At 51.7% G+C, this 26,645-nt stretch carries 30 protein-coding genes; 26 read left to right on the forward strand and 4 right to left on the reverse strand.

From position 1 onward, the window contains the following. Positions 1 to 56 precede the first annotated feature (56 nt). The 3 genes from FHR99_RS00600 (at position 57) to pepN (ending at position 3,891) form a co-directional block, all read left to right on the forward strand. On the forward strand, positions 57 to 323 hold the full coding sequence (locus tag FHR99_RS00600) for a YeaC family protein (RefSeq protein ID WP_183408603.1): 267 nt from the start codon (positions 57 to 59) through the stop codon (positions 321 to 323). After that, positions 323 to 1,153 carry a DUF2797 domain-containing protein gene (locus FHR99_RS00605; protein WP_183408604.1) on the forward strand — a complete coding sequence of 277 codons (831 nt, stop codon included), beginning with the start codon at positions 323 to 325 and terminating at the stop codon, positions 1,151 to 1,153. The genes FHR99_RS00600 and FHR99_RS00605 overlap by 1 nt, the downstream gene beginning before the upstream one ends. A gap of 74 nt (positions 1,154 to 1,227) precedes the next feature. Beyond that, positions 1,228 to 3,891, forward strand: coding sequence for an aminopeptidase N (gene pepN, locus FHR99_RS00610; protein ID WP_183408605.1), 2,664 nt, complete (start codon positions 1,228 to 1,230; stop codon positions 3,889 to 3,891). 2 nt (positions 3,892 to 3,893) lie between these two features. On the opposite strand, the gene FHR99_RS00615 is transcribed toward pepN, so the two are convergent. Next, a complete protein-coding gene (locus tag FHR99_RS00615) occupies positions 3,894 to 4,877 on the reverse strand; it encodes a hypothetical protein (protein WP_183408606.1) in 984 nt (327 codons plus the stop codon). Positions 4,878 to 5,082: 205 nt separating this feature from the next. On the opposite strand from FHR99_RS00615, the gene FHR99_RS00620 reads away from it, so the two are divergent. Next, a complete protein-coding gene (locus tag FHR99_RS00620) occupies positions 5,083 to 6,627 on the forward strand; it encodes an aldehyde dehydrogenase family protein (protein WP_183408607.1) in 1,545 nt (514 codons plus the stop codon). 76 nt (positions 6,628 to 6,703) lie between these two features. Here FHR99_RS00620 and FHR99_RS00625 read toward each other — a convergent pair whose 3' ends face one another. Next, positions 6,704 to 7,678 (reverse strand): integron integrase, encoded by a 975-nt coding sequence (locus FHR99_RS00625; protein ID WP_183408608.1) that lies wholly within the window; start codon positions 7,676 to 7,678, stop codon positions 6,704 to 6,706. 242 nt (positions 7,679 to 7,920) lie between these two features. Between FHR99_RS00625 and FHR99_RS00630 the strand changes: the two genes are divergently transcribed. The 17 genes from FHR99_RS00630 (at position 7,921) to FHR99_RS00705 (ending at position 18,761) form a co-directional block, all read left to right on the forward strand. After that, positions 7,921 to 8,316: a hypothetical protein gene (locus FHR99_RS00630; RefSeq protein ID WP_183408609.1), complete on the forward strand. Its 396-nt coding sequence runs from the start codon at positions 7,921 to 7,923 to the stop codon at positions 8,314 to 8,316. A 633-nt stretch (positions 8,317 to 8,949) separates the two neighbouring features. Continuing rightward, entirely contained in the window at positions 8,950 to 9,489 is a 540-nt protein-coding gene (locus tag FHR99_RS00635) for a hypothetical protein (RefSeq protein WP_183408610.1), read from the forward strand. Positions 9,490 to 9,597: 108 nt separating this feature from the next. Then, positions 9,598 to 10,008, forward strand: a complete 411-nt coding sequence (locus FHR99_RS00640) for a DUF4279 domain-containing protein (protein ID WP_183408611.1) — start codon at positions 9,598 to 9,600, stop codon at positions 10,006 to 10,008. A gap of 254 nt (positions 10,009 to 10,262) precedes the next feature. Then, a complete protein-coding gene (locus FHR99_RS00645) occupies positions 10,263 to 10,550 on the forward strand; it encodes a hypothetical protein (protein ID WP_183408612.1) in 288 nt (95 codons plus the stop codon). 105 nt (positions 10,551 to 10,655) lie between these two features. Continuing rightward, complete coding sequence (locus FHR99_RS00650; RefSeq protein ID WP_183408613.1) at positions 10,656 to 11,018, forward strand: hypothetical protein; 363 nt, start codon at positions 10,656 to 10,658, stop codon at positions 11,016 to 11,018. A 493-nt stretch (positions 11,019 to 11,511) separates the two neighbouring features. Continuing rightward, entirely contained in the window at positions 11,512 to 11,748 is a 237-nt protein-coding gene (locus FHR99_RS00655; RefSeq protein WP_183408614.1) for a hypothetical protein, read from the forward strand. Positions 11,749 to 11,862: 114 nt separating this feature from the next. After that, complete coding sequence (locus FHR99_RS00660) at positions 11,863 to 12,258, forward strand: hypothetical protein (protein ID WP_183408615.1); 396 nt, start codon at positions 11,863 to 11,865, stop codon at positions 12,256 to 12,258. Positions 12,259 to 12,365: 107 nt separating this feature from the next. Continuing rightward, on the forward strand, positions 12,366 to 12,941 hold the full coding sequence (locus FHR99_RS00665) for a GIY-YIG nuclease family protein (protein ID WP_183408616.1): 576 nt from the start codon (positions 12,366 to 12,368) through the stop codon (positions 12,939 to 12,941). 78 nt (positions 12,942 to 13,019) lie between these two features. Further along, the gene (locus FHR99_RS00670; RefSeq protein ID WP_183408617.1) at positions 13,020 to 13,403 is read left to right on the forward strand and encodes a YkvA family protein; all 384 of its coding nucleotides are present in this window, start codon (positions 13,020 to 13,022) and stop codon (positions 13,401 to 13,403) included. Positions 13,404 to 13,915: 512 nt separating this feature from the next. Then, positions 13,916 to 14,809 (forward strand): alpha/beta fold hydrolase, encoded by an 894-nt coding sequence (locus FHR99_RS00675; protein WP_183408618.1) that lies wholly within the window; start codon positions 13,916 to 13,918, stop codon positions 14,807 to 14,809. Between the two features lie 184 nt (positions 14,810 to 14,993). Further along, positions 14,994 to 15,710 carry a restriction endonuclease gene (locus FHR99_RS00680; protein ID WP_183408619.1) on the forward strand — a complete coding sequence of 239 codons (717 nt, stop codon included), beginning with the start codon at positions 14,994 to 14,996 and terminating at the stop codon, positions 15,708 to 15,710. A gap of 147 nt (positions 15,711 to 15,857) precedes the next feature. Then, positions 15,858 to 16,412: a GFA family protein gene (locus FHR99_RS16235; protein ID WP_221200375.1), complete on the forward strand. Its 555-nt coding sequence runs from the start codon at positions 15,858 to 15,860 to the stop codon at positions 16,410 to 16,412. A gap of 193 nt (positions 16,413 to 16,605) precedes the next feature. Then, positions 16,606 to 16,950, forward strand: coding sequence for a hypothetical protein (locus FHR99_RS00685; RefSeq protein ID WP_183408620.1), 345 nt, complete (start codon positions 16,606 to 16,608; stop codon positions 16,948 to 16,950). Then, positions 16,947 to 17,342, forward strand: coding sequence for a hypothetical protein (locus tag FHR99_RS00690; RefSeq protein WP_183408621.1), 396 nt, complete (start codon positions 16,947 to 16,949; stop codon positions 17,340 to 17,342). Before FHR99_RS00685 ends, FHR99_RS00690 begins: the two co-directional genes overlap by 4 nt. 92 nt (positions 17,343 to 17,434) lie before the next feature. Continuing rightward, positions 17,435 to 17,839, forward strand: a complete 405-nt coding sequence (locus FHR99_RS00695) for an MAPEG family protein (RefSeq protein ID WP_183408622.1) — start codon at positions 17,435 to 17,437, stop codon at positions 17,837 to 17,839. A gap of 57 nt (positions 17,840 to 17,896) precedes the next feature. Then, positions 17,897 to 18,304, forward strand: coding sequence for a GFA family protein (locus tag FHR99_RS00700; RefSeq protein WP_183408623.1), 408 nt, complete (start codon positions 17,897 to 17,899; stop codon positions 18,302 to 18,304). A gap of 28 nt (positions 18,305 to 18,332) precedes the next feature. Next, positions 18,333 to 18,761 (forward strand): HIT family protein, encoded by a 429-nt coding sequence (locus FHR99_RS00705; RefSeq protein ID WP_183408624.1) that lies wholly within the window; start codon positions 18,333 to 18,335, stop codon positions 18,759 to 18,761. A gap of 56 nt (positions 18,762 to 18,817) precedes the next feature. Here the strand turns inward: FHR99_RS00705 and FHR99_RS00710 are convergent, their stop codons facing one another. After that, positions 18,818 to 19,525: an SDR family NAD(P)-dependent oxidoreductase gene (locus FHR99_RS00710; protein WP_183408625.1), complete on the reverse strand. Its 708-nt coding sequence runs from the start codon at positions 19,523 to 19,525 to the stop codon at positions 18,818 to 18,820. 160 nt (positions 19,526 to 19,685) lie between these two features. On the opposite strand from FHR99_RS00710, the gene chrA reads away from it, so the two are divergent. The 3 genes from chrA (at position 19,686) to FHR99_RS00725 (ending at position 23,571) form a co-directional block, all read left to right on the forward strand. After that, positions 19,686 to 20,840 (forward strand): chromate efflux transporter, encoded by a 1,155-nt coding sequence (chrA, locus tag FHR99_RS00715; protein ID WP_343067309.1) that lies wholly within the window; start codon positions 19,686 to 19,688, stop codon positions 20,838 to 20,840. A 117-nt stretch (positions 20,841 to 20,957) separates the two neighbouring features. Continuing rightward, entirely contained in the window at positions 20,958 to 22,667 is a 1,710-nt protein-coding gene (locus tag FHR99_RS00720; RefSeq protein WP_183408627.1) for an ankyrin repeat domain-containing protein, read from the forward strand. Continuing rightward, positions 22,612 to 23,571: a hypothetical protein gene (locus tag FHR99_RS00725; RefSeq protein ID WP_183408628.1), complete on the forward strand. Its 960-nt coding sequence runs from the start codon at positions 22,612 to 22,614 to the stop codon at positions 23,569 to 23,571. Before FHR99_RS00720 ends, FHR99_RS00725 begins: the two co-directional genes overlap by 56 nt. An 8-nt stretch (positions 23,572 to 23,579) precedes the next feature. On the opposite strand, the gene FHR99_RS00730 is transcribed toward FHR99_RS00725, so the two are convergent. After that, positions 23,580 to 24,470 (reverse strand): LysR family transcriptional regulator, encoded by an 891-nt coding sequence (locus FHR99_RS00730; protein ID WP_183408629.1) that lies wholly within the window; start codon positions 24,468 to 24,470, stop codon positions 23,580 to 23,582. Positions 24,471 to 24,708: 238 nt separating this feature from the next. On the opposite strand from FHR99_RS00730, the gene cysC reads away from it, so the two are divergent. Together cysC and sat are read left to right on the forward strand one after the other, a co-directional pair. Then, positions 24,709 to 25,320, forward strand: a complete 612-nt coding sequence (cysC, locus tag FHR99_RS00735) for an adenylyl-sulfate kinase (protein ID WP_183408630.1) — start codon at positions 24,709 to 24,711, stop codon at positions 25,318 to 25,320. Positions 25,321 to 25,372: 52 nt separating this feature from the next. Further along, positions 25,373 to 26,569 carry a sulfate adenylyltransferase gene (sat, locus tag FHR99_RS00740; protein WP_183408631.1) on the forward strand — a complete coding sequence of 399 codons (1,197 nt, stop codon included), beginning with the start codon at positions 25,373 to 25,375 and terminating at the stop codon, positions 26,567 to 26,569. The last annotated feature ends 76 nt before the right edge of the window (positions 26,570 to 26,645 follow it).

Here is a 26,645-nt window from a genome sequence, read left to right on the forward strand (position 1 = left end):
CTTTGGTATAATCGCTCGTTTAGTCAGCTCAGAATTCGACTCGCAGAAGTAAAGCCATGAATGTAGAAGCAATGCTCAAGGCGATGACGCCGGAAGTTCACGCCGCCCTCAAACGTGCCGTCGAAATCGGCAAGTGGCCCGATGGTCGCGCACTCACCGACGAGCAAAAAGCGGTGTGTATGGAAGCGGTCATTACCTACGATCTGCACAATCTCAGTGAAGAAGAGCGGGTGGGCTACATTGACCGTGGCAGCAAGGCCGAAGGGGAGTTGTGCGACGACGAGCCGCCGGAGACCAGCATTCTTAAGTGGAAGGATCAGTAATGGCGGTACTGGCAAGCGGTAATGTCCAGAAAATGCGCACCGAATTGGTGGATGGGCTCGCCCACTACCGGATGCCCTTGGGTGAGTCGGAAGTTGAACTGAATAGTCGCATCGGCAGCCACCTCAAAATTGAATTTGAAGGCCAGATCAATTGCGTGCACTGCGACCGCAAAACCAAGAAGAGCTTTAATCAGGGCTACTGCTACCCCTGTTTCCAGCGCCTTGCCCAGTGTGACAGCTGCATTATGAGTCCGGAAAAGTGCCACTATTTTGAAGGCACCTGCCGCGAGCCGGAGTGGGGCGAAACCCACTGCATGATCGATCACATTGTCTATCTGTCGAATACCTCCACCGCCAAAGTGGGTATCACCCGCAATACTCAGATACCCACGCGCTGGATTGATCAGGGTGCGGTGCAGGCCCTGCCCATTTTCCGGGTCAGCAACCGCTTGCAATCGGGCTTGGTGGAAAGCCTGTTCAAAAACCATATTGCCGACAAAACCAGTTGGCAGGCCATGCTCAAGAACAACCCAGAGTCGCTCGATCTGCACGCCGAGCGCGACCGCCTTGCCGAAGAATGTGCGGATGATATTGCCCACCTGCGCGAGCGCTTTGGTGATGATGCGATTGAGCTATTGAATGCAGAAGATGTGCATATCACCTTCCCGGTCGAGGTTTACCCGACTAAAGTGAAGGCCTTCAATCTCGACAAACTGCCCACAGCCGAAGGCACTTTGCTGGGTATTAAAGGTCAGTATCTGATGTTCGATACCGGCGTGATCAATATTCGCAAATACGGCGGTTATCATCTGACGATTTCCGGCGAGTAGCGCCGCGTTTTTGGTCTGTTTGTTTTAGTTTGTTTCAGCTTGTTTGAACGAAAGCATGTTTCGGAGTAACTGATATGCGCGATGCCCAGGCCACGACTATCTACCTGAAAGACTATCAGGTGCCTGATTTTCTGATTGATCGCACGGCCCTGCATTTCGAAATTTTTGATTCGCACACACTGGTGCACTCCACGCTGGCGATGCGGCGCAATCCGGCCGCGAAAAATGCCAGCGCACCGCTGGTACTGGATGGCTGTGAGCTGGAACTGGAAGCACTGTCGATTGACGATCAGGCCGTGACTGAGAGCGGTTATGAAAGCGCTGGTGAAAGCCTGACCATCCATACCGTACCGGACAGTTTCACCCTGCGCTGCACCACGCGGATCTACCCCCAGAACAATACTTCGCTGGAAGGCCTCTACAAATCCAGCACCATGTACTGCACCCAGTGCGAGGCCGAAGGGTTTCGCAAGATCACCTACTTTCTAGATCGCCCGGATGTCATGTCGGTGTACACCGTTACCGTTGATGCCGACAGCAAGCGCTGTCCGGTGCTGCTGTCCAACGGCAATCTGGTCAGCACCGAAACCCTGGAAGGCGGTCGCCACCGGGCCGTGTGGGAAGACCCCCACAAAAAACCTGCCTACCTGTTCGCTTTAGTTGCGGGTGACTTGGAGCGGGTCAGCGATACCTTTACTACCATGAATGGTCGCAAGGTGGATTTGCATATTTATGTTGAGGAGAAAGACCTCGACAAGTGTGATCACGCGATGCTCTCCCTGAAAAACGCCATGACCTGGGACGAAGAGGTCTATGGCCGCGAATACGATCTGGATATTTTCAATATCGTTGCGGTCGATGATTTCAATATGGGGGCGATGGAAAACAAGAGCCTCAATATCTTCAATACCTCCTGTGTACTGGCTAGCCCGGGAACAACCACCGACGCAGGTTTTCAGCGCGTGGAAGGGGTGGTCGCCCACGAGTATTTTCATAACTGGTCGGGTAACCGCGTGACTTGCCGCGACTGGTTCCAGCTCAGTTTGAAAGAAGGCTTTACTGTGTTCCGCGATGCCGAGTTTTCCGCGGATATGGGATCGCGCGTGGTCAAACGGGTTGAAGACGTCGGCCTGTTGCGCACTGCCCAGTTTGCCGAAGATGCGGGCCCAATGGCCCACCCGGTGCGCCCGGATTCCTACATGGAAATCTCCAACTTCTATACCGTCACCATTTATGAAAAAGGTGCGGAAGTGGTGCGGATGATCCACACCCTGTTGGGGCCGGAACTGTTCCGCAAGGGCAGCGATCTCTACTTTGATCGTTTCGACGGTCAAGCCGTTACCTGCGAAGACTTTGTGAAAGCCATGGAAGACGCCAGCGGTATGGATCTGGGCCAATTCCGCTTGTGGTATTCACAGGCCGGTACGCCGCAGGTTGACGCGCGTGGCGAGTACGATGCCGAGGCCAACACCTACACCTTGACCTTTAAGCAAAGCTGCCCGAAAACCCCCGGCCAGCCGCAGAAAGAACCCTTTCATATCCCCATTGCGATGGGCCTGTTGGGCGATGCCGGTGCTTTGCGCCTGGAGCTCAAAGGCGAAGCACCCAACCCGGATACCGCCGACAACACCCACACAGTGCTCCACCTGAAACAGGCCGAGCAACAGTTTGTGTTTGAAAATGTGCCCGAAAAACCCGTGCCGAGCTTGCTGCGCGGATTTTCTGCCCCGGTAAAACTGCAGTTCGATTACTCGCGTGATGAACTGCTGTTCTTGATGCAGCACGACGATGACGGCTTTAACCGCTGGGAAGCTGCCCAGCAGTTAGGTGTGCTGGCGTTGAAAGAATTGGTGGCTGCGCACCAGAACAACGAAGTGCGCGCACTGGATGAGCGGCTGATTACCGCTGGACGCAACCTGTTGAATGACGACAGTCTTGATCTGGCCATGGTCGCGTTGATGCTGACCTTGCCAACCGAGGCCTACATGGCCGAAGTGATGCAGCCGGTTGATGTGCTGTCGATTCACGCAGCTCGGATGCAAGCGCGTTTGGAACTGGCGACTGCCCTTAAAGAAGAGTTTACGAACACCTATCGCACCTTGAGTCGCCGTCAGGGCGACTACCAACCCAGCGCAGAGCAGATCGCCCAGCGCAGCCTGAAAAACCTGTGTCTGCAATACCTGATGCTGTTGAACGACGAGCACAGTCTGCAGGTGTGCATGGAGCAGCTCGATACCTCAGACAACATGACCGATCGCATTGCCGCGCTGGTGGCGCTGGTGAACAGCGAGCACGAGCCGCAAAAAGCGCTCGCCTTGCAGAAGTTCTATCAGGATTGGCAGCATGAGCCGCTGGTGATTAACCAGTGGTTCCAGATTCAAGCCACCAGTCATTTGCCCGGCACCCTCAAGCGCGTGCAGGAATTGCTTAACCACCCGGCCTTTGAAATTCGCAACCCGAACAAGGTGCGCGCGGTGATCGGTGCTTTCTGTGGCCAGAACGCGGTGAACTTCCATCAGACCGATGGCGCCGGTTATCGCTTTTTGGCGGATCGGGTGATCGAGTTGAATACCCTCAACCCGCAGATTGCCTCACGCCTTTTGGGGCCGCTGTCCAAGTGGCGCAAATACCTGCCGGAGCAACAGGCCTTGATGAAAGCGGAACTTGAGCGCATTGCCGCTGAACCCAAGCTGTCGCGGGATGTGTTCGAGGTCGTGTCTAAATCCCTAGCTGACTGAGCTTAGCGCTGCAGCGTCAGGTAGGAATCAAAGTGGTGAATGGCCGTGCCGCTGTAGGCACGGTATTCGCGCAAGGCGGCATCCACCTCCACCAATGTGGCTTCCATCTGCTGACTGCCTTCCTCGCAGAAGGTAATCCAGGTGGGCTCAATGCAGAGTGTTTCCACGCCCACCACCATCGGCCGGTTCTGGCTTGACGCATAACTCAGTTCATTGCGGGCGTCGTTGATAATGCGTTGGGTTTCATCCCGGTAGTCCATCAGGACAATGCCGTCAGTGGCATCCACCACCAGTTCATGCAGGGGGCGTGCGCGGCCTTCATAAAAGATGCCGTGCTCGTCATACCACACCGGAATATCCGCCCACAGGTCATAGCCATAACCATTGGCCCGGGCGCGGGCGTCGCTCAGCAACTTCACAAAGCTACTCGCCAAGGTCTGGCGTTCGCTGTCCCATTCCGGCAGCAGGTAGGGCTCCACATCCAGATGAATGGCGGCAATAGTGAGTTCCGGGTAGCGCTCGGCAAAATCCGCCACCCGATCAATCCAGCTCATTACATGGTGGTGATTGTCCGGCAGCGCCCAATCAGGCTGGCCAAACAGGAGTTCTACCGCAATTGCCTGTTGTTCCGCCCGCTGGAAAAACGCCGCCAGCGCGGCCTGCTCATAACGCAGGGCTTCTGAGGCCTCGAGATACAAGCTATTCAGTGACTTCTCTTTAGCGAAGGCGAACAGCGCATCCTGCCGCTCCGTGTTCAGCACCACTTGAGAACCCCAGACCCATAGCGCGCGAATACCCTCATCGGGCGCCGGCGTGGGCGATTCGCGCTCCTCACTGGCTGAGCAGTCGGTGCAGGGCTCAGTTGGCCCACTGGCCAGCGGAATCGGCTCCAGCGGGGCAACAGGATCAGAGCCACCAGTGGAATTGCAGGCCGCGAGCCAAAGCGTCAGGCTTAAAGCGGGTATGAGGGCGATAAATCGGGGCATTGTGAACATTCCATGTAACTTCGGGGCTGATCTTGTTATGGCAGGAGTTGACCACAGCCCAAGTCAACTCGATATAGGCACTCGTCCTCATGTAGTCGAGCAACGACAGGGCCCAATTCTAACATTTCGGACATTTTTCAGGCAGCGAGTAGGCGTATACTCGAAGGCTAATAACTATTAGTTGCTGACAGGAAGGGAGGGCGTAATGTCTATCTATCAACCCATTGAGAAAGCCGGAGAAGCACGCCGGGTATACCAGTTGACCAGCCCGGTCACCATGGAACCCATTGGTGAGCTGGTTTGTGCCAGTACTGATGACGTAAAAGAAGCGGTGGCCAAGGCTCGCAAGGCCCAGACCGCTTGGGGTGAAATGCCCTTTGCTGCCCGCGCCAAAATCATCCAAAAAGCGGTGCAGGTCATTTTGCAACGTCAGGATGAAATCATTGATACCGTCATCAAGGAAACCGGCAAGGCGCCCGCCGATGCACTGGCGATGGAGATTTTCTCCGTGGTTGACGCAATGACTTACTATGCCAAGCACGCCAAAAAATTCCTGGCCACCGAAAAGCGGAAAGTACCGGGTATTGTCGGCCTCGCCAAGAAAATGAAGATCGTCTACAAGCCGCTGGGCGTTGTGGGCGTGATTGTGCCCTGGAATGGCCCCTTCGTTCTCGCCGCCAACCCGGCCGTGCAGGCGCTGATGGCAGGCAATGCGGTGGTGCTCAAAGGCTCAGAAGTCACGCCGTATTCCACCAAAATCCTTGAAGATATCTACCGCGAAGCGGGTCTGCCCGATGGCGTGCTGCAAGTGCTGATGGGTGACGGTCAGACCGGGGCTGATCTGGTTGAAGCCGGGGTCGACAAAATCTCCTTCACCGGTAGCGTGAATACCGGCCGCAAGGTGGCCGAATCCTGCGCCCGTCAACTGATTCCTGTAACGCTGGAACTGGGCGGTAAAGACGCCATGATCGTTTGCGCGGATGCCAATCTGGACCGGGCTGCCGATGGCGCTCTGGTCGGCTCCTGCATGAACACCGGTCACTACTGTTGCGGTACTGAGCGTATTTACGTCGTGGAAAGCGTCTATGACCAGTTTGTTTCTCTCGTGGTTGAAAAAGCTAAGGCTCTGAAACAAGGCGCAGAGCATGGAGGCGACGAAGATGTAGGTGCCGTTTTCTGGGACAAGCAGATGACCATCATCGAAAGCCACGTGGAAGACGCCAAAGCCAAAGGCGCCAAGATACTGGTTGGTGGTAGCCGCAATAGCGAGCAGAAAGGGCTGTACTACCTGCCTACAGTCATTACCGACGTGACACACGACATGACCATCATGCGCGACGAAACCTTCGGCCCGATTATCTGCATCCAGAAAGTGCGGGATGAAAACGAAGCCCTCCGTCTAGCGAATGACAGCGAGTTTGGTTTGAACGGCAACGTTTGGACCGCTGACCTCGATAAAGGCTTTAACCTGGCCCGCCGTATCGATACCGGCGGTGTGAGCGTGAACGACATGGCCATGACCTACGGTGTACCTGCAGCCCCCTTCGGCGGCCGCAAGCACAGTGGGGTAGGGCAGGTGAACAGCGTCACCGGCATTCGCGGTTACTGTTTCGCCCAGCCCATTCTGTTGGATAAGGGCAAAGGCAAACTGCAGAGCGGTTATCCCTATACCGCGAAGAACGTGGAAGGCATGAAGAAATTTATCAACTTCCTGTGGGGCAAAACCCGTTTGGGGCATTGGTTGTCATAAACCTGCAATTGCATAACCCCTAGCACCACCTTGAATAAGCCCGCTCAGCGGGCTTTTTTATTCTGAGCCGATGGCTTTAATCGAATACCGTAAGATCACTTAATGGGCTCAGTACCGCACGACCGCCGCGATTGAGAACATGGGTATAAATTTCTGTGGTGCGCACATCACTGTGGCCCAATTGCTCCTGCACAGTTCGAATATCGGCTCCGCGCTCAAGCAGATGGGTAGCGAAACTGTGTCGCAGCGAATGACAGCTCGCAGGCTTTTGAATGCCAGCCAATTGAACGCCGCGCTTTACGGCTCGCTGCAAACCTTTCTCATGCATATGGTGTCGCCGCACCTTAAATGAACGCGGATCAATACTGCGTTTTGACATTGGAAATAGATACTGCCACCCAAATTCGTATGGCGCGCTAGGGTATTTGCGCTCCAAAGCAAAGGGCAGATAAACCCCATCCCAATCTTCGGCCGCTTTGTCCTGCTCCCAGAATAATCGAGCCTGCGCGATCTGATGCTTAAGCGATGCTACACAGCTGTCGGCTAGCGTTGTAACTCGCTGTTTGCCACCCTTGGCCTCTCGCACCGTGATAGAAAGCCGCTCTAGGTCGATATCCTTAATCCGCAGCCGACAAACCTCCATCAGGCGTAAACCTGAGCCATACATTAACTCTGCACAGAGTCGATGAGGGTGCTCCAGCTGCCGCAGTAAATTACTAACTTCTGCGCGGGAAAGTACCACAGGCAGCTTTCGCTCTTTCCGAGCTCTGGAAAAGTCGGGAATCTGCAGGTTTTCTCGTTCTAGTACCCGCTTGTACAAATACATCAAGGCGTTCAGAGCCGTTTTCTGTGTTGAGGGGGTGACATTGCGTTGAACAGCCAGATACTCAAGAAACTGGACAATCGCTGTCTCGTCCAGATTCTTGGGGTGCTCCATTTTGTGGAAACGGATGTAATAGACGATCCAATATAGGTAAGTCTGCTCTGTGCGCTTTGCGTAGTTCCGAGCACGCATATGCTGACGGACTGATTCCAGAAAAGCTGAGGCCATCGCAAATTCCCTTTTGCTGTATGGATGAACAGTTGGTCATAGATTGCACGAGACTAGAACGGATGGCAAGACAATTGCACTATTTCTCCATCGCGGTAGAATCCAATAAAAAGAAAAATAAAATAGCGTCAGGGAGATAGCGTGTTGCAAAGCCTCAATTCCATCGGGATAGTTCGCACGAAGTCCCGTTATATCGCCCCTCCTTGCCATCTATTTAGCTGTTATGTGTTGCGGATGTGACTATGGATCACTGTCAATTTCATTGCTCTGAATGCGGCGAAACCAGCGACTTGCAGCCAGAAGAAAATGGCGCAATATTTTGTCCGCTCTGTGGTGGTACTAAGGGAAAGTTGGATGTGGGGTTTTCTTTCGGCGTCGCTGCTCAAATGGACTCTGTGCGGGTCGTGGGGAAAAACGATTCACTACCCAGCAAGAAAAAGCGAAGACTTGAGTACAGGCGGGAGCATTCTTTAACGGTATCCACGGGAAGAATGAGTATTCTCGAACGCTTGATTGATAAAGAAAATGACATCTATCGAGAGAAAATAATAGATAAGGAAAGCGGAGAGATCATTCATTCTGATGAAGAGCCGTTAACGGATCATACTGGTCATGGTTCTGCAAAGAAAAACACATAACAAGGCCAATCACCGCGACGTATTTTTCGTTGCGCCTGCGGCTCCACAAAAAATACGCGCGTGTTGGCGGCGTTAGGCATCAAAACATCTGGAGATCGTTATGGCTGCTCGGGATAGATATTCATATGGAGTGGAATGCCCAAAATGTCACCAAAAAGGGATATTTCATGTATCAGAAAACGACTATCCGTTCATGAAACGATTAGACAGAACCGTTGATCGTATTGAAGGAGAGTTCTCGGCTTCAGTAGATCGAGACAGTAAAGTTCAGGCATTGTGTAAGAATTGCAACGAGGCATTCTCCGGCTAACGTGTGTAAATAATTATTAGGAGCATAGCTATGGGGTGGAACTACGAAACTTCCTGTGAAAAATGCGGCGCTAAAGTCCGGATTGTTGAGCGCCCAATGGGGGTTCCCGGGGGCAAAGATAAAGAACAAGCATATTGCCCCAAATGTCATGCTCTCGTTGCAGAGCATATGACCGACGGATTCATTGACGCGCAGTTAATCCCCGAAGATTAAAATGCCTAACAAGGCCAAGCACCGCGACGTATTTTTCGTTCCGCCTGAGGCTCCACAAAAAATACGCGCGTGTTGGCGGCGTTAGGCATTCTTAACTATCGGAGTAAATAATGAGATTGTTGATTTTAGTTGTATCTGTATTTTTTATGTCTGCTTGCAGTACTAATGAGCAAGTTCGTCAGCCGCATGAAATAGAAAACACAGTCACTCTTGAATATTTTGGGTCAAGGAATGATATTTTTCGCTCAGGCGATCAAGCAGTCTTTACAACAAATATTCAGGCAAAGGAAAGCCCTGCCAATTCCAATTATCGTGTCGATTTTCCTCTTTCTTATGCTGTGTTTTGTAATGCGCAAAAGTCTGAATGTAAGCATGCGGTAGTAAAATCCTCTATTAAATATAAAGTTGTTAAGTCGGAACCAGGGCTTTTAACTCTTGTAGGTACATTCTCCTCCGAGATGGGTCGCTCTAAATCATTGGAGTCCTCTCTTTCTAGGTCTGGAAATAAAACAACGTCCAGCGTCGCTAGTGGAGTCCCCATAATTTCAGAAGAGAGGCAAGAAAGAGATATTTATCTTGCTCTTGCGAAAGGAGAAAAAGTCATATTAAACGGCATCTCAGGAGATAGGGTTGCCTTATATGTGCAATAAGCCTAACAAAGTGTTGTTGTCGCAGCGCGAAAGAGCCCGCGCTGCTGGGACGCCTTCGCTGACGCTCCGGCGCCCCAAAACACGGCGTTAGCTCTCTAGGAGTATCGGGTGGATACCAATGAAGGAAGAGTTTACTTCTCTCTAGATGGTGATGATTTTGATCCAGATGAAATGACCATATTTCTGGGGATTGAACCAACATCAATTAGACGTAAAGGCTCAAAGGTTCCCGGCAAAATTCCGAAAATGAATTCATGGGAGCTTTCAACTGAAAATATTGTTAACGAATACATCGATGTATTTGAAATGTCCACAGAGATAGTCAACAAACTAAAGGCCAAGAAGGAGCTTATTCTTCAGGCAAAGGACCGATTCAACGTCTTGCCAAGATTTGAAGTGGTTTTATGGTTTTCCATGAATGAAGAGCATTCAACTCCTGCAATAGGTTTCGAAGTTGAAACAGTAGAGTTTTTGGGTGAAATTGGTGCATTTGTTGATATTGATACATATAAGCACTAAAGCAAAAGAGCTAACAAGCGGCTGCTGTCGGACTGGTAAAAGCTCCGGCTTCGCCTCCACTTTTACCAGCCGCAGAGCCGAGCGTTAGATGTATGCACAAGTTTAGCCTGGTAATAGCTGTTGTAATGGTAGCGCTTTCAGGATGTGCGAATCAGCGAGTGGTTTTTATTGGTGAGCCTGTTGCGGTCCATAAAAGTCCGAGAGCATGTAGCGATTTTCAGGAAAGGGAAGTGCGGGGATTTGAAGAGGTATGTATGAGCGCCGTCTATGAGCTTAACTACCGTGTTTTGAAATACGTGAGTCGTCCATCTTTTGCATCAGAACAGCACTTTTATGGTTTCTATCACTATCAAGGTGCACCGGCTTACACGGAGTATTCCCCCGCAATATTGGTACTTAAATCGGTGCGCGGCTCTAAAATCTTAGAAAGTATTGCACCGGCAATGAAATTCGGTGCGGAGTGGAAGTATTGCGAACAAGATAATGAGTTTGGGCAATGTATAGCGTGGCAGTCGGTTGAAGATTATGCGGCAGCTAATTAAAACATCTAACAAGGCCAAGCACCGCGACGTATTTTTCGTTGCGCCTGCGGCTACACAAAAAATACGCGCGTGTTGGCGGCGTTATGGCTCCTGATAGGTTATGACATGGACGAAACGAATATTAGGGCTGGCAAAGGATATAGCGTTGGTTTCTTTGGCTTTTTGGCAACAGCACCAGGTCTGCTTAGTATGGGAAACCTCGCGGCCTACGTAATATTGGCTTTATTCCTGTCTGTATTAGCGCAGGTCTCGCTACGCCATGTCGGCGTCAGCAGCAAGATCACGCTGGTTGGCTTTTCTGTATTTGTGTTTGGCTCCGGGATTCTTCTGCCCTTTTCCCAAACCAACGGCGGAATGGCAGGCGCGGTGTTAATAGGATATTGGCTTTTATTTGGCCTATTTTTTTACTTCAGATGCTGGGCTTCTATAAAAACTCACTTAGCAAAAAGCGGTGGCTCAATTGTTTAGTAAAAGCCATAACAAGGCGCGTCAATCGCCCGGCAAAAGGCCGCCGGGCTGGGACGCTTTACTCTCCGCTTCGCTCCGAGTAAACCGCCCTTGCGCGCGGCGTTAATGGGCATGATGGTTTTCGCGTAATTCGCGTGCGGCACTTCGGTTTGGGTAAAATCCGTGCGCTTCGGAAACTGTGAGCAAGATTAGGGCTAGGTGTGGGTTCTTAACCGCCAGCCCGCTGCGGTAGTTGGTTCCTTCCTGTTTGGGTTCGGTGGTAAATTGAAGTCCTGCAGTTTCTGGGGTGGGCCACCGCCTAAGGTTCCGCCTGAGCAACTGGCTTGCATGGCTCACTTGGGCACCGCAAGCGTCACTTTGTAGCGCAGATTTGTGCAAAAGGAGTTGTAGTGAAAATGTGCCGTCATGCCATTAACAAGGTAAGGCAGAGCGACATGAGAACCGCCGCTTCGCTCTGGTTCTCACGCGCCTGCTTACGGCGTTAGAAGTTGCCATGAAATATACAGATGGTAATCAAGCAAAGGTTGGAGATCAGGTTCTTATTGGAAAGAAGTACCATGGAGTTGTGGTGGCCGATATAGATGCTGGTGAATATTCAATAGAATACCCAAGAGAGCAATGGAGCTATCTTATTTCAGGGGTAATGATTGATACTGACTTCGGGGGCTTGGTTCACTATGATCAAGAGAGCTTAGTTGGCGAAGTTATAGAGTTGGTGAAACGTGGCTGAGATAACTTCTAACCAGGTGCTGTTGTCGCCGCTACGCGGCTGGGACCTCCGTTGCGCTGCGCTTCACTTCGGCCCCAAAGCAAGGCGTTATGAGTAATCGCAGAGGATGCATATATGCCGCGTAGAATGACGGCAACCAAGGAAGGAACTCATCAAGTTCTCAAGAACTCCTCATTCGAAAGCTTGGTAGTGAGCTGGCTAATGCAAGATGGATGGCAGGTGTTTGTTCCAATTTTGGATAATGGTCACCAGACAGATATTCTCATTTCAGATGGCCCAAATTACCACAGGATACAGGTCAAAACCGTAGAAGCTGCCGGAGAGGACCACAAGCTTGAGAATCGCTGGCGAGATAGTAGCGTTGATGTTGTGGTCGTTTTCGCGCGGAATGCGAATTGGGGCTATATCATGCCCGCATTTACTCAAAATCAGCGGCGCCTCAACGCGGAGGGGCATCAAAAGTTCCTCCACACTAAAAAGTCGTTCTTAAAGGCATTTCATAAGCTATGAAAACTCATAACAAGTGGCGGCAATACGCACCCTGCGGGTGCCGGACGCCAAAAACGCTGCGCTTATTTTGGCGCCGTTGCGCCAGGCGTTAAGTGCTAAGGAGAGTTATGGCTCAGAATCCGTTTTATGTTTATGCGCTTAAAGACCCGAGGCAAAAACCAGCCAAGCCGTTCTATATCGGAAAGGGCACCGGAAATCGTGCTTGGGAGCATCTGAACGAAGTATCTGATTCAGAGAAGAGTGGAGTAATTCAAGAAATTCACGATGCGGGGCTCAAAGTTTTGCATACGGTGATTTCAGATAACCTTACCGAAGAACAAGCTTTAAAAATTGAAGCAGAGTTAATCTCGGCATTTGGCATTCGTTCTCAAGGTGGTTTGCTTACAAATCGAGTTAGGCCAAACCCAGAAAACATTTCAAAAAAAGTTAAAGTCAATATTCCAGAGGGGTGCTACGAAAAGGCACAGATGGGATTGGATTTTATAAAATCAGCAATAATGGAGCTTGCTAAGGCTAATCCGTCAGGTATTAAAAACTCAGATGCCGCCAAATATCTTGGGCTTCAGTCTGATTATGGTGGCGGCTCTAAAGATTACTTAAGCTACAGCATTCTGGGTATTTTAATGAAAGAGGGTCGGATGGTGCGCAATGAGAAAAAGAAACATGTTGCCAAATCCGAGTAAAGCACTTAACAAGCGCATGTTGTCGGACTGGTTTTCCGCTGCGCTCCAAACCAGCCGCAAATGCGGGCGTTAGGTGCTATGAATCTCTCTACCCTGAAAGCTCGAGCTCAGCAACTGAAGCAGCATACACTAACGGTCTATTTCGCAGCTCGTGATCCACGCACGCCATTCTTCGTGCGTGTCTTGGCTGTGCTCGTCGCGGCTTACGCGCTCAGTCCCATTGACCTGATCCCGGATTTCATTCCTGTTATCGGCTACCTCGACGACATTGTGATTATCCCTCTTGGTTTGGCTGCGGTCGTGCGTCTTACTCCGCCAGCCGTTCTGGCATCGGCGCGTGCTCAGGCCCAACAAACCGCAAGCCGGCCAGTCAGCTACTCCGCCGCTGTGTTTGTTGTCGTAGTCTGGCTTGCGGTAGGTTGGCTTATAATCCGTTGGGTCATTAATGCAGCGCGCACCTAACAAGTGGCGGCAATACGCACCCTCCGGGTGCCGGACGCCAAAAACGCTGCGCTTATTTTGGCGCCGTTGCGCCAGGCGTTAAAGGTTATTTCGTGGCGTTGAGAGCGTTTTTTGACAGTTTCGATAAGGTCTTCCTTCCTCTTTGCGTATTAGTTCTATGTGCAGCTCTTATGCAATACTTCCGAATAGTAGAGTTGGCCGTAGAAAATAGAATGCTATGGTATTTTTGGGGCGTGCTGTGGGGTTTCAGAATGCTTTATCGAGTCCAGTTCGGGTATGAGACTAGGCTTGGGTACGCACGAATTCCGGGCCTGAATAGCGATAATGATAGTTTAGACAGAGCAATTGCGTTTGTAGTTTGTTTTTCTGTGATGGGGTTAAGTATTTGGCATATAGTAAAAAACCTTTAACAAGGCCAAGCACCGCGACGTATTTTTCGTTGCGCCTACGGCTACACAAAAAAATACGCGCGTGTTGGCGGCGTTAGGCATCACATCAAGTTGCGGTGGATCATGAAGGCATTGGGAGCGAAACTTGACCTACAACTCTGGCGGATTCCGTCTGAGATTCCGGAGCATGAGCAAACTTCGATCATTTCAGTCGGGTCAGCATCCGTACGACTGAGAGATACTGGAGGCACTGGAAATTCGTTGGTGTTCCTCTGTGACCCGCCAATTACCGTTGAGGCATATGACGGTCTGATTAGTGCATTTAGCCCCGATTTCAGGGTGATTGTTGCTGAGGTGCCTGGGTTTGGATTCTCACGAGCCTCATCTGGTCGGCAACTATCGTTCACCGGTGCCGTCGAAATTGTTGAGACTGCACTTGCCAGCTTGGAGCTGAAATCCGTCGTTCTATTCGGCCCCTGCATATGCGGCTTTGTGGCAACTGAAATCGCGTCGCGGGGGAATCTTCCTGTCGCGGGTGTCGTTCTGATGCAAGCTCCGGACAAGGAGGGGATGCTGGCCTGGGTAGAACGAATGGACCCGAAAGGTCTACTTCGAGTCCCATTATTCGGTCAGATGCTGCTAAAGCTCAACGCAAAGAAGACGGTAAAGTTTTGGCTGAAATACGCCACGGCCAAGATTTTCGATCCGAGTTCAATAATTGATGTGACGACCCAATCTTTGGAGGATGGTGGCGGCTACCCTTTAGCGACCATGCTGCAATCTTGGTCTGCCGGGACAAAGGATGCCGGCCTCGAAATTCCGGGTTTGATCATTTGGGGGCGACAGGATCGATCTCATTTGGAGACACCGTCGGAGTGTACCCGCGCACACTTGGTCAACGGTGAGGTCATTGAATTTCCAGATTGCGGCCATTTTTCCGAGTTGGAGAAGCCTGCAGAGTTTGCTGCTACGGTCAGGCCATTCTTAAGCCGTTGCCTCGACGGTAGTGATGCCTAACAAATCGCTGCAGCGGACATTTGACCCGCCACCTGCTTTTGCTGCCGCAAAATCAGGCGTCGCCTCAAATGCCGCTGAGCTCAGGCGTTAGCCATAGGAGGTGGCATTGAATTTAAGTGGAATTGCTATAGTCCGGTGTGAGAAGTGTGAGCACGATCTAGATATAGATGGATCTGACATTTACATGGATGCAGTCAGCTCAGAGGAACGTGGAATGGGTCCTGAAGTCGAATATGAAGGGGAGCTGGAGTGTGAGTGCCCTAATTGCGGTAATGTCCTTCTTGTCCGTCACAGCGCTTGGGAATATCCAGTCGGCGCACTAAATTACAGCGAAAATTATGTAAGCGGAGGAGAGTTAGTTGAAGGTTTTAAGGATATAGATTTCGCTTTCGAAGAAGAAATATATTCGTTTGATGAAACGAGTAAAATTTATCTACCAGAAAGCAAGAAGATAATCACCAACCTAGAGTCAGGTGTGGCATCACTTCTTGCTAGCTTATCTTCATCTCCCGATCTTATACACAAAATATCACCTCGTGAATTCGAAGAATTAATTGCGCATGTTTTTAGTCGGCACGGTTTTTCTGTAGAGTTGACCAAGAAAACCCGAGATGGGGGGCGAGATATAATTGCGTTGAAGCACGACTTAGGCATACCCGTGAAGTACATCATCGAATGCAAGAGGTACGCCAAAACCAATCCAGTTACAGTAGAAATTGCTAGAGCCTTGTACGGCGTCCAAATGCAGGAAAGTGCAAATAAGTCCGTCATTGCAACTACGTCCTATTTTACAAGCGATGCCAAAAAATTCGTAGAGAGCCAAAACACAACAAAATGGCACATGTCGCTCAAGGATTATGATGATGTTATTGGCTGGCTTCTACAAACACCAAATGGCTAACAAGCACGAGCAGTATGCCGCTGAAAAGCGCGGCGGGACAGTCAAAGCTCCGCACCTTTTTGTGCAATCGCTCCGCTCATTTTTGCACAAAAAGCCGCTCCACTTTGTCTGCCCCTGTCGTGGGCGTTATGTGCTGGAGAGGGTTAGATGCCGTCAGAACAAAAATTAGAACAAACCAGTTTGGTTGCATGCGATTGTGGCCAGGTAGCTATTGAACTTCAGGGGCGCCCAATCTTAGTTTCTGAGTGCTTATGTAATAGCTGTCGCGAGGCGGCAAGTAGATTGGCCAGTTTGCCAGGCGCTAAGAATATTCTTACTTCGTATGGAGCAACCGGCTGCGCTGAATATCGCAAAGATTGCGTGCGATTCATATCTGGTGCAAAGTACTTGAGAGAATTCAGGCTAACGGCTCGTTCAGGTACACGCCGCGTTATTGCGTCATGTTGCAATACGCCAGTTCTTCTAGAATTAAAAGGTGCGCACTGGTTAAGCATTTATTTGCATCTTTGGAAAAATGGTTCAAGACCCGTCGTAAAGCTAAGGACCATGACAGGGGACCTAGACGACGCATCGATACTTCCAAGCGATGTCCAAAATCTGAAGACGCACTCCTTGTTATTCTATGTGAAACTTCTAGGTGCGTGGATCAAGATGGGATTCAAGAATCCTACAATAGAGATCTCTGGAAAAATCGAAGCTTGAGATCGTCTGACTCGTTTTAAGGCATCAATTATTAAGTGCATCAATCACATAACCATACGCTGCTAGGGACGTGGCATATTTGGCCCCTTTTATTGCACAGCTTCGCTAGCAAAAAAGCCGCCAAATATGCCACGCCCCAGAGCTAAGCGTTATAACTCATCGAGCTTCCTGTGAAATAAATTGAGAATTGGAAATGACAAAAATAGTAAGAGATGACGGGAGTTGGGTTCCTGATCCAAGTGGAGCTAAGTCAGGAGACTTGCAAGCTTGGCGTGACAGAATGTATCAAGAATGTCCAAATCCAGATGTTGGGGATATCGTTATTATTATTAACGAGCAACAAGGAAAGAGATACGGATATAGAGCGCTAACGTCCGAAGGATATGATACACGCTGGCAAAGAGTTTCATCTGAAGAAGTAGCTAAGCACTTACGCTTAATTGACGTAAAAGATGGTAACGATCAGCTTACTAACCCAGATGATTATGTATATCTCGCCGATGGGGTTTATGTCCATAAAGATGATGCCTGGTTTTGAGCAAAGTTATAACAAGGCCAAGCACCGCGACGGCTTTTGGCTTTATGAGTTTCGAAATTACGCTACGTAGTCTTAAAATCGCGTCGTTGTTCTCATTAGCTTTTGCAATACTGTTTGCGCTGGTATCTGCCATATTTTATTTCGGCGATTGGTATCGTCTCATGGCAGTGTCATGCATTGGTGCTTTTGTCGGTCTAGTTGCGGCGCCGGAATTTGAGCCAAAGGCATTTTCTAGGCCCCGCCTTGTTCAGTCCTTATCGGGTCTCTGTGCCGGCGTACTTGCAGGTAGTGTGGCAGGTTTTTCTATCGAATTAGTGCTGGCAGTGAGTATCGCAGGCCTTGTGGTAGGCTGGTTAGCGCCAATTTGGGTTAAGCATATTCAAATACCTTAAAAAGCATAGCAAGAGGCTGGATCATGCGTGACTCAATCTAACCATGATGTCGGCTGAGATTTTCCCGTCGCAAATAATTTTAGGCATATGTTATGGATTTAGTACAAAGCTACTCTTCTACCATCGGGGCCATGGCCGCTTTGGCCGTGTTACTCTTCTGCCAAGTTCTTGTGGCAGATTTAATCGGCATTCGCTCCAAGCATATTCCCGGTACAACGGTCCAGCCTGATCACAGCAACCTATTATTTCGGGCTAGTCGCACAGTCGCTAACACCAATGAGAGTGTTGCGATATTCATACTGGCTGTGTTCTTTTGCATGCTATCCGGCGCCGCGGCAAGTTCCACAGCCTATGCTGCCTGGGCCTTTGTGGTTGCGAGGTTGTTGTTCGCCACCTGCTACTACGCCAACTGGCAATTGCCACGGTCAGTGATGTTTGGCTTATCGCTTATTGCGCTGGCTGCACTGCTTATCATCGGGTCTTCGGCGTGGCTATAATGTTCCACGCTGCATTCTGACCGACAGCTTGCCCGGAGCTTGATCAGGAGTGTTCTAATGACTCACCAGGGTTCCTGCCTCTGCGGCGAAGTCGCTTTTCAAGTTGATTGTGACTTTAACGGCTTTTATCTCTGCCATTGCAGCCGTTGCCGTAAAGATACCGGTTCTGCGCATGGGGCGAATCTTTTCGCGGCCGATGCGGCATTTCGTTGGCTAAAGGGGCAAGAGTACGTTACTACCTTCAAGCTCGCGGATACGCTGCATGCGCGTAGCTTTTGTTCAAAGTGCGGGTCTGCGTTGCCACTTCTGAACGAAGATTCACAGTCTGTGGTGGTGCCGGCCGGTAGTCTCGATAACGATCCCGGTGTTCAGCCCACGGCTCATATTTTTATGGGCAGTAAAGCGGCTTGGGATGTGGATCTTAACGATGTTACTGCCTACGAAGAGCTTCTGGGTTCAAGCTAGCCGTGCCTACTTACATCAGGTGAAAACGATGGATTCGACTTACGATACCAATAATATATTCGCCAAAATCCTTGCAGGCGAAGCGCCGTGTATCAAGGTGTATGAGGATAATCTGACGCTGGCGTTTATGGATATCATGCCTCAGACAGACGGCCATGTATTGGTAATACCCAAGGAGCGGGCGGTCACTATTTATGATCTGTCAGTCGAGGCGGCGCAGGCGTGTATGCTCACTGTTCAGAAGGTCGGCAAGGCGGTAGAGCGTGCTATGGGCGTTACCGGCTCGACCATCTTTCAGCACAATGGCCGTTCTGCAGGGCAGACAGTAGGGCACTTTCATTTTCATGTGCTGCCGGGCCCCTTATCAGGGCTGAAAGGGCATGGGGTGACGTTTGAGGATACTGACAAACTACAGCAGATCGCTGAGTTGATCATAGCGGAACTGGCGGATTTGTAAGTCTGATGCGAGTTGCCATTAACCGCTAACGATAGAGACCTGAGGTGTGTTTGTGATCACCAATCGACATCGTTGCCGTCAAAGCTGACAAAGCGCCCGCTATCTTCCGGACGCGACTCCTTAATTGTTTCCATCAACGTTTCGGCCGTGTAATTGGGTGAGTGCAGTTGACCTTCTGGCAGATTCCGGTGAAAGGGCTGTGAAAGCGCGGAATCCGTAGTGCCGGGATGAAACAGCAGTACACAACAATTAGGCAGCTTCACCTTCCATTCAATGGCGATTGTTTTTACCGCCATATTCAGCGCGGCCTTGCTGGCCCGATAGCTGAGCCAGCCACCAAGGTGGTTGTCGCTGATGCTCCCCACTCGGGCCGAGAGCGAAATAAACCAGCTAGGATTATCGCTACGCAGCGATTTCATGAAATATTTTGCCAGTAGTATGCTGGGCAAGGTGTTGGCGGCCATATTCTCTTGAAAAAATACAGGGTCGAATTCGCGAATGGTCTTTTCTGGGCGATGGTCAGGCGTATGGAGCAGACCAATGGCGTTGATCAGGATCGTGACGGAGCCCAACTGTTCCGCCATCTCGGCGACGGCTTTTTCATTAGCCGCATCCAGTGGATGCCAGCGCAGGCGCTGATGGGTAAAATCCGGTTGGCGTGTGCGCCAGGTAGCGATGATATAGGCCTCTGGATAATACTGTAGAGCCTGTTTGACGATGGCGAGGCCAATGCCGCCAGAGCCGCCAACAATGACGATTTTCATGGTTCACCTGTGTTTTGCACGTGTGTTTAATACGCAGGTGTGAGTCAAGTAGATGGCGCCCGTCATTGCGAGAGCATCGAAGCAATCTGTTTGGGGTATGGGCTTCTAGAGTTTAGATATGCATAAAACAGCGTCTTCTAATCCAATCACTGTTTTCCTCGTGTTTCTAAAATTGGGCCTTACCTCTTTTGGAGGTCCTACCGCTCATATCGGCTTCTTCAGAACCGAGTTTGTCGAGCGTCGCCGCTGGCTGTCGGATCATCAGTTTGCTCATTTGTTGGCGGTCTGCCAGTTTCTGCCGGGGCCGGCGAGCAGTCAGTTGGGATTTTGTATTGGTCTGCAGCGCGCGGGTTGGCTTGGGGCTTTAGGCGCGTTTATAGGTTTTACTCTGCCATCCGCGATCGTGCTGGTTGCCTTTGCGGTGGCCTTGCCTCTGCTGTCGTCCACCGCTGGCGAAGCGGTTATACACGGCCTGAAGCTGGTGGCCTGTGCCGTGGTGGCGGATGCCTTGATCGGCATGGGAGGTAAACTCTGCCCGGACTGGCGCCGGCGGCTTTTGGCGTTGGTATCCGCGCTGGTGATGATTGCGGCGGCGTCCTCTCTGATGCAGCTGGGGGTGGTGTTGGTCGCGGGGCTGGTTGGGACAATTATATTGAAGGATTTGCCCGCGAGTGATCGCCCTGAAATAAACGTGCCTTATGGTCACCGATTGGGCGGGGCATTAATCGCTGTATTTTTTGCGATTTTTGTTGCGCTGTCTCTGGGGGCAGCGAGTCAGCAGGAGGCGAATGCCGTTACGGTAGCGGAGGCCTTTTACCGGGCGGGTGCTTTGGTTTTTGGAGGCGGCCATGTGGTGTTGCCCTTGCTCGAAAACTCAACGGTGGGGCAGGGATGGCTGAGCCCTGAAAAATTTTTGGCGGGTTACGGTGCGGCGCAGGCGATTCCGGGGCCGATGTTTTCCTTTGCGGCGTATCTGGGTTCTGTGATCTCGACGCCGTTGTCGTCGATGTCGAGTGCAGGTATCGCCTTGTTGTTCATGTTTCTGCCCGGATTTTTGTTAGTGGCTGGGATATTGCCGTTCTGGAGTTCCTTATCCCGTCATACCGTGATGAGCCGCGCTGTTGGTGGAGTGAATGCGGCAGTGGTCGGACTGTTAGCGGCGGCGCTGTATACGCCTATTATCACGTCGGGTATTGCCCGTCTCATCGATTTGGCTATTGTGCTGGTGGGTTTTATCTTGCTGTTCCGCTGGCGACTGTCACCACTTTGGGTGGTGTTTTGGAGCGTGGCGGCCAGTCTGCTCGCAATGAGTTAGAGAGCCGTAACGCAAAACATCTAGAAAATCACTTTTTGCCTAATTCAATGTTTTCAGTGTTTCAATGCGTAATGCAGGACCTTAAAATCCCATATGCGTTTCATTGGGGATGTGATTATGGGATTCAACGCATTGCGATCAGGGATGATGGTTCTCCTCCTGATCTTTCTTTATGGCTGCGCGGGCCACTCGGCCTTTACGCAAGCTGTCATCGATCGAAACGACGCCTTTATTGATACCTATCTTGCCGAGGGCAATGATGTCGACGAGCCCGATGGTTTTGGCATAACGGCTCTTTACCAGGCAGTGAGTCAGGGTGATTCCTATCTTTCGCAAAAGTTGCTGGATGCGGGCGCTGACCCCAATGCCGTCGTAGGTGAGTTGGGAAATCGGCCGCTAATGGCAGCGGTGCGTGCCAGTCAGAATAATGCGCAATTAACGAGTTTGCTGATCAGCGCTGGTGCTGACCCCAATGTGGCAGACATCTACGGTTTTTCACCGCTAAAAATTGCGGTGGGTGACGATCGGCCGGATGTCGCGCGATTGCTTATTGACGCAGGCGCGGATGTCAACGAATTGACCGGGGATGCGACGCCACTAATGATCGCGGCCCAGAGCAAATACAGTGACATGGTTCGGCTGCTGCTGGCACGTGGAGCAGATGTCTCAATTAAGCGCGAAACAACCAAAAAACAATACACCGCTCTCTACTATGCAGTTGAGCTGAGAGGCTGGGAGGCCGCCGAAGCACTGTACCCTCGCATGGTAAACCGCGACGCTCCCGGTGTGCCTCGTACCCGCGAATTTATGGAGCAGCAACAGCAAGTCATTGTAGATATGTTGTTGAGCGCCGGCGCGGATCCTAATGGGGTAAGTTCCGATAATGAACACACGATTCTGACGCTCGCGGTTTCAAACCCGGCTGAGCCATCGTTAATCGAAACCTTGTTGCTTGCCGGGGCCGACCCGAATATGCCGAAGGGCAATGGGATGTATCCGCTCTATATTTCTACGGGTGTTGAAGAGGATACGACTGAGCGCACAGAGATATTGCTTTCCTATGGGGCAGATGTGGATGCTCGTAACGGAAAGGAGAAATGGACGGCTCTTTTTTACGCAGTACAGTATAACCGATTGGCGGCATTGAAGGTTTTACTGGCGGCAGGGGCCGATGCTTCTATCGGGTCAGCCAAAGGATATACCCCTGTTTATCAAGCGGCTTTCAAGGGGCACGACGAGGCCTTTGACTATCTTCTGGCTTCAGGTGTTGATGTCAACACGGTTAATGGTGCCAATGGATGGACTCCGCTTCATGCTGCCTCAGATAAAGGTCAGATTGATATTGCAAGGAAACTGATTGCTGCGGGGGCTGACGTAAACAAGCGTAGTAAAGAAGGGTACACGGCCATTTATTTTGCTGCGAAGTCTGAGGTAGAAACCAAACCCATCGTTGAAATGCTGATTGCTGTCGGAGCGGACGTTAATTCTCGCAACAACGGCTACTACGCGGTACATATGGCTGCAAACGGGGGCTACTACGAGATCGTTCAGTTGTTGCTGGAAGCTGGGGCAAATCCAAACCTTCAGGATAAAGACGGTGACACAGCCCTCGACCATCGCGATGGCCAAGGGCTTCCAGAAAACCACCGCCTATCTCCAGCAATATGGCGGTCGTGCGAACAACTACAAGAAGGACAATTCGGGGGAGTTGTTCGGCAAAATTTTCGCAACTGCGGCCATCGGCGCGATTGCGGCGGGTGCCGACATTCCAATGGAAAATTCGCTCGATGTAATGAGTGCAGCTGCCAAGGATATCTGGGTAGATGATGGCAAGGGTAAGCGCTTGGCCAATATGCATCAGTCAGTGATGGATGGAACCTATCAGATTCAAGACCCCTCGCTTCGACGTCTGGCAGAAACGCGCTTGGAGCTTGAGAAACAGAATCGCGAGATTCAGCGTCAGGTTCAGGCCTACAACGCTGAGCAGAAGCGTAAACAGCAAGCCCAGCGCCGTGAAATGGCACAGCGACAGGCTGAGTATCGCGCGCAGCAGCAGGCATATCAGCAGCGTCAGCAGGAAGTAGCGCAGGCTCGAGCGAATGAGCAGCGCAGGTTGGCTGAGGCGCGCCAGCGTGCTGAACAGGAGCGCCGGGCGCAACTTGCACGAGAAGCCGCTGAGCGTGATCGTTTGGCGGAGGAAGAGCGCGAGCGTCAAATCGCCGAGCGCAAACGTATTGCAGCCGAGCGAGCAGCGGCTGCCATGCGGCCAAAACCACAAACAGGGCGCATCCGTCAGGGGCGTATGCATGTTGTGGACAAGGCTGACTGCGATTGCAAAGGCACTCTCACCAAGCGCAACCTGAAAGTTGGTAGTTGTGAGGTTGCTTCACTGACCGTAGCCTACGACGTTACCCATTTTTTGGGTGAGCCTTTGGTGAAAGGCGACTACAAGTGGCAGGCACCGGCTGGTGGCGCGAAGGATTGTTTGCCATCGAGCCTGTCACTGTGGCTAAAGATCCAGAACCGCGAGGCGTTTGGTTATGTGGAGATCAACCCAGTGGTGCCGCGTGCGGGTTCGGTTTCCTACTCTGGTACTGCGGACAGCCCCAACTGGGATTCTTTTATCTGTGGTTATGAAGGTGATGATGAAACCCAGTGCTTCGACAAGGAAACCGCGAAAACCCTATACAAGAAGGGGCGTATAAGCGATTTCGAGCTGTCACACCGCTGAGTTGGCATTTACTCGCTGAGCTGGCTACTGCGGCAGAGCTCGATCCAGTAGTTAACCGCCGCCTTCGGGTGGCGCTTGCGGGGCAGGGCGAAATAAAACCTGCGCCGCATGTCACGGCGGGCCAGCTTGAGTGGTACCAGATTGCCGGTGCGGAAATCATTCTGCACCACCACCTGCGATAGACAGCCTATGCCCAGCCCTGATTCTACGGCGCTTTTGATGGCCTCGTTGTGATGAAACTCCCGCACGATATTCAGCTCCGGCAGCAGTTCGGCCATCGCATGGTCGAAGGTATGGCGGGCGCCGGAGTTGGGTTCACGCAGAATCCAGCGGGCGTTGCGAATATCACGGCTGCTTAGGGTGCCTTTGTCGGCCAGAGGGTGGTCGGCGGCGCAGAATACGATCAACTCGTCTTCCATCCACGGAATCAGTTCCAGGTCCTGATGGTGAACCTCGCGCTCAATCATTCCGACATCCACTTCGTAGTTCAGCACTTGATTGACGATATCGGGTGTGTTGGAGGTGGCGAAATCCACGTCGGCATCCGGGTAGTGGGCGAGGTAGTCCGCTAGATAGCGCACCACCAGATAGTTACCGATGGTAAAACTGGCACCGACCTTCAAGTGGCCGAGGTCACCGTGCTGACGCAGTATCTGGTCAAACTGCTGGCAGTGGGCGTAAAGGGTTTCCGCCTCCTTGCGCAGGCTGGAGCCGATAGAATTGAGCGTCAGGCGGTTGCCGTGGCGCTCGAACAGGGTCATGCCGTAATTCTGCTCCAGCGTCTGCAGGGCTGCGCTGGCGGCAGACTGGGACAGATTCAGCTCCTGCGCGGCGCGCGAGACGTTTTCGTGGCGGGCGACGGCGAGGAAGATGCCGATCTGGCGGAGGGTGAAATTCATGATCGAGTGCCTCAGAAAATAAGCTGTCATTGCGCTCAAAGCGAAGCAACACTTTCAAGTGTGGCGCCAGCATCTCGAGATTGCTTCGCTTCGCTCGCAATGACGACTTTAACTAACTATAAAATCGATAGTTACTATTGTAATAACCCGTTTTACTAATGGCCAGGTGATCCGTATCATGCCGGTTTTCCCAAAAAGCCGGCTACCTGCCGGTCCTGAAATTCTCCCGGAGAGCAAAATGGCAGAGCAAAAAGCAACCAACGTGCATTGGCACGACGGCGAAGTGAGTCGTGACGACCGGCAGAAATTGCTGAAGCAGAAGGGCGCGACCCTATGGTTTACCGGATTGTCCGGTTCTGGCAAGAGCACGGTAGCGGTTGCGCTGGAGAAGGCGCTGATCGAGAAAGGCCACCTTTGTTACCGTCTGGACGGCGACAACGTCCGTCTGGGTATCAATAAGAATCTGGGCTTTTCTGCCGAGGATCGCGCCGAGAACATTCGCCGCATCGGTGAAATCTCCAAGTTGTTTGTCGATACTGGCGTGATTGTGCTGTCGAGCTTCGTCAGCCCCTACCGCGCTGACCGTGATCTGGTGCGTGAACTGCACGATCAGAGCGACATGGATTTCCTGGAAATCTTTGTTGACGTGCCGCTGTCTGTCGCCGAAGAGCGTGACCCCAAAGGCTTGTACAAGAAAGCCCGCGCCGGCGAGATCAAAAACTTCACCGGTATCGACGACCCCTACGAGGCGCCCGAGAAGCCGGAAGTGGTTCTGAACAGCCACGAAATGAGCCTGGAAAAAGAAGTGGAAGTGCTGCTCGAAGAAATGAGCAAGCGCGGCATTATCTGAGCCGTCGACTTACATTGATAGACTAAACACCGAAACTTAAACGGAGTTATTCATGATCAAACCCCATGGCGCTGACGAACTGAATCCGCTGTTCGTTTACGACAACGAAAAACACCACGCCCTGCAAAAAGAGGCCGAGTCTCTGCCGTCACTGCTGCTGAACTCGGCGGCGGCGGCCAACGCCGTTATGCTGGGTGCTGGTTACTTCACGCCCCTCAATGGCTACATGAATCTGGCTGACGCGCTGAGCGTTGCCGAAAACATGCAGACTGCCGATGGCCTGTTCTGGCCGGTACCGGTGGTTAACCTGACTGAATCTGCCGAAGGCATTGAAGCTGGCAGCCGCATCGCGCTGCGCGACCCCAACGTTGAAGGTCACCCGATTCTGGCTGTGATGGACGTTGAAGCGGTTGAAAGCGTGAGCGCCGAGCAGATCGACGGCATGGCCGAGCAGATCTTCGGTACCCTCGATCCTGAACACCCCGGTGTAAAAACCTTCCGCAGCCTGGGTAACACGCTGCTGTCTGGTCCGATCGAAGTGCTGAACTTTTCTTACTTCCAGACAGATTTCCCCGATACCTTCCGCACTGCGGTTGAAATTCGCAATGAAATCGCAGAGCGCGGCTGGGAAACGGTTGTGGCCTTCCAGACCCGTAACCCCATGCACCGTGCGCACGAAGAGCTGTGCCACATGGCGCGTGAACAGCTCAATGCTGATGGTGTACTGATTCACATGCTGCTGGGCAAACTGAAGGCCGGCGATATTCCTGCTGACGTGCGCGATGCAGCCATTCGCAAGATGGTTGAAGTGTACTTCCCGCCGAACAGCGCGATGGTGACCGGTTACGGTTTCGACATGCTGTACGCTGGCCCCCGTGAAGCAGTACTGCACGCGGTATTCCGTCAGAACTGTGGCTGTACTCACCTGATTGTCGGTCGTGACCACGCCGGTGTAGGTGATTACTACGGTGCTTTCGATGCGCAGACTATCTTTGATGAGAAGGTACCTGCTGGCGCACTGGGTATCGAGATCTTCAAGGCGGATCACACCGCGTACTCGAAGAAGCTCAACAAGGTCGTGATGATGCGCGATGCGCCGGATCACGACAAAGAAGACTTTGTACTGCTGTCTGGCACCAAAGTCCGTGAAATGCTGGGGCAGGGCATTGCGCCGCCGCCCGAGTTTTCTCGTCCGGAAGTGGCAAAGATTCTGATGGATTACTATCAGGCGCTGGACGCGAAGAACTAAGTTTTACTTTTTCGATTGAAAACAAAAAGCCCCGACCGCAAGGTCGGGGCTTTTTTATTGGAGCCCGCTTTTGCTC

Origin of the sequence: Litorivivens lipolytica (genome assembly GCF_014191715.1) — a bacterium.
GTDB lineage: Bacteria > Pseudomonadota > Gammaproteobacteria > Pseudomonadales > Spongiibacteraceae > Litorivivens > Litorivivens lipolytica.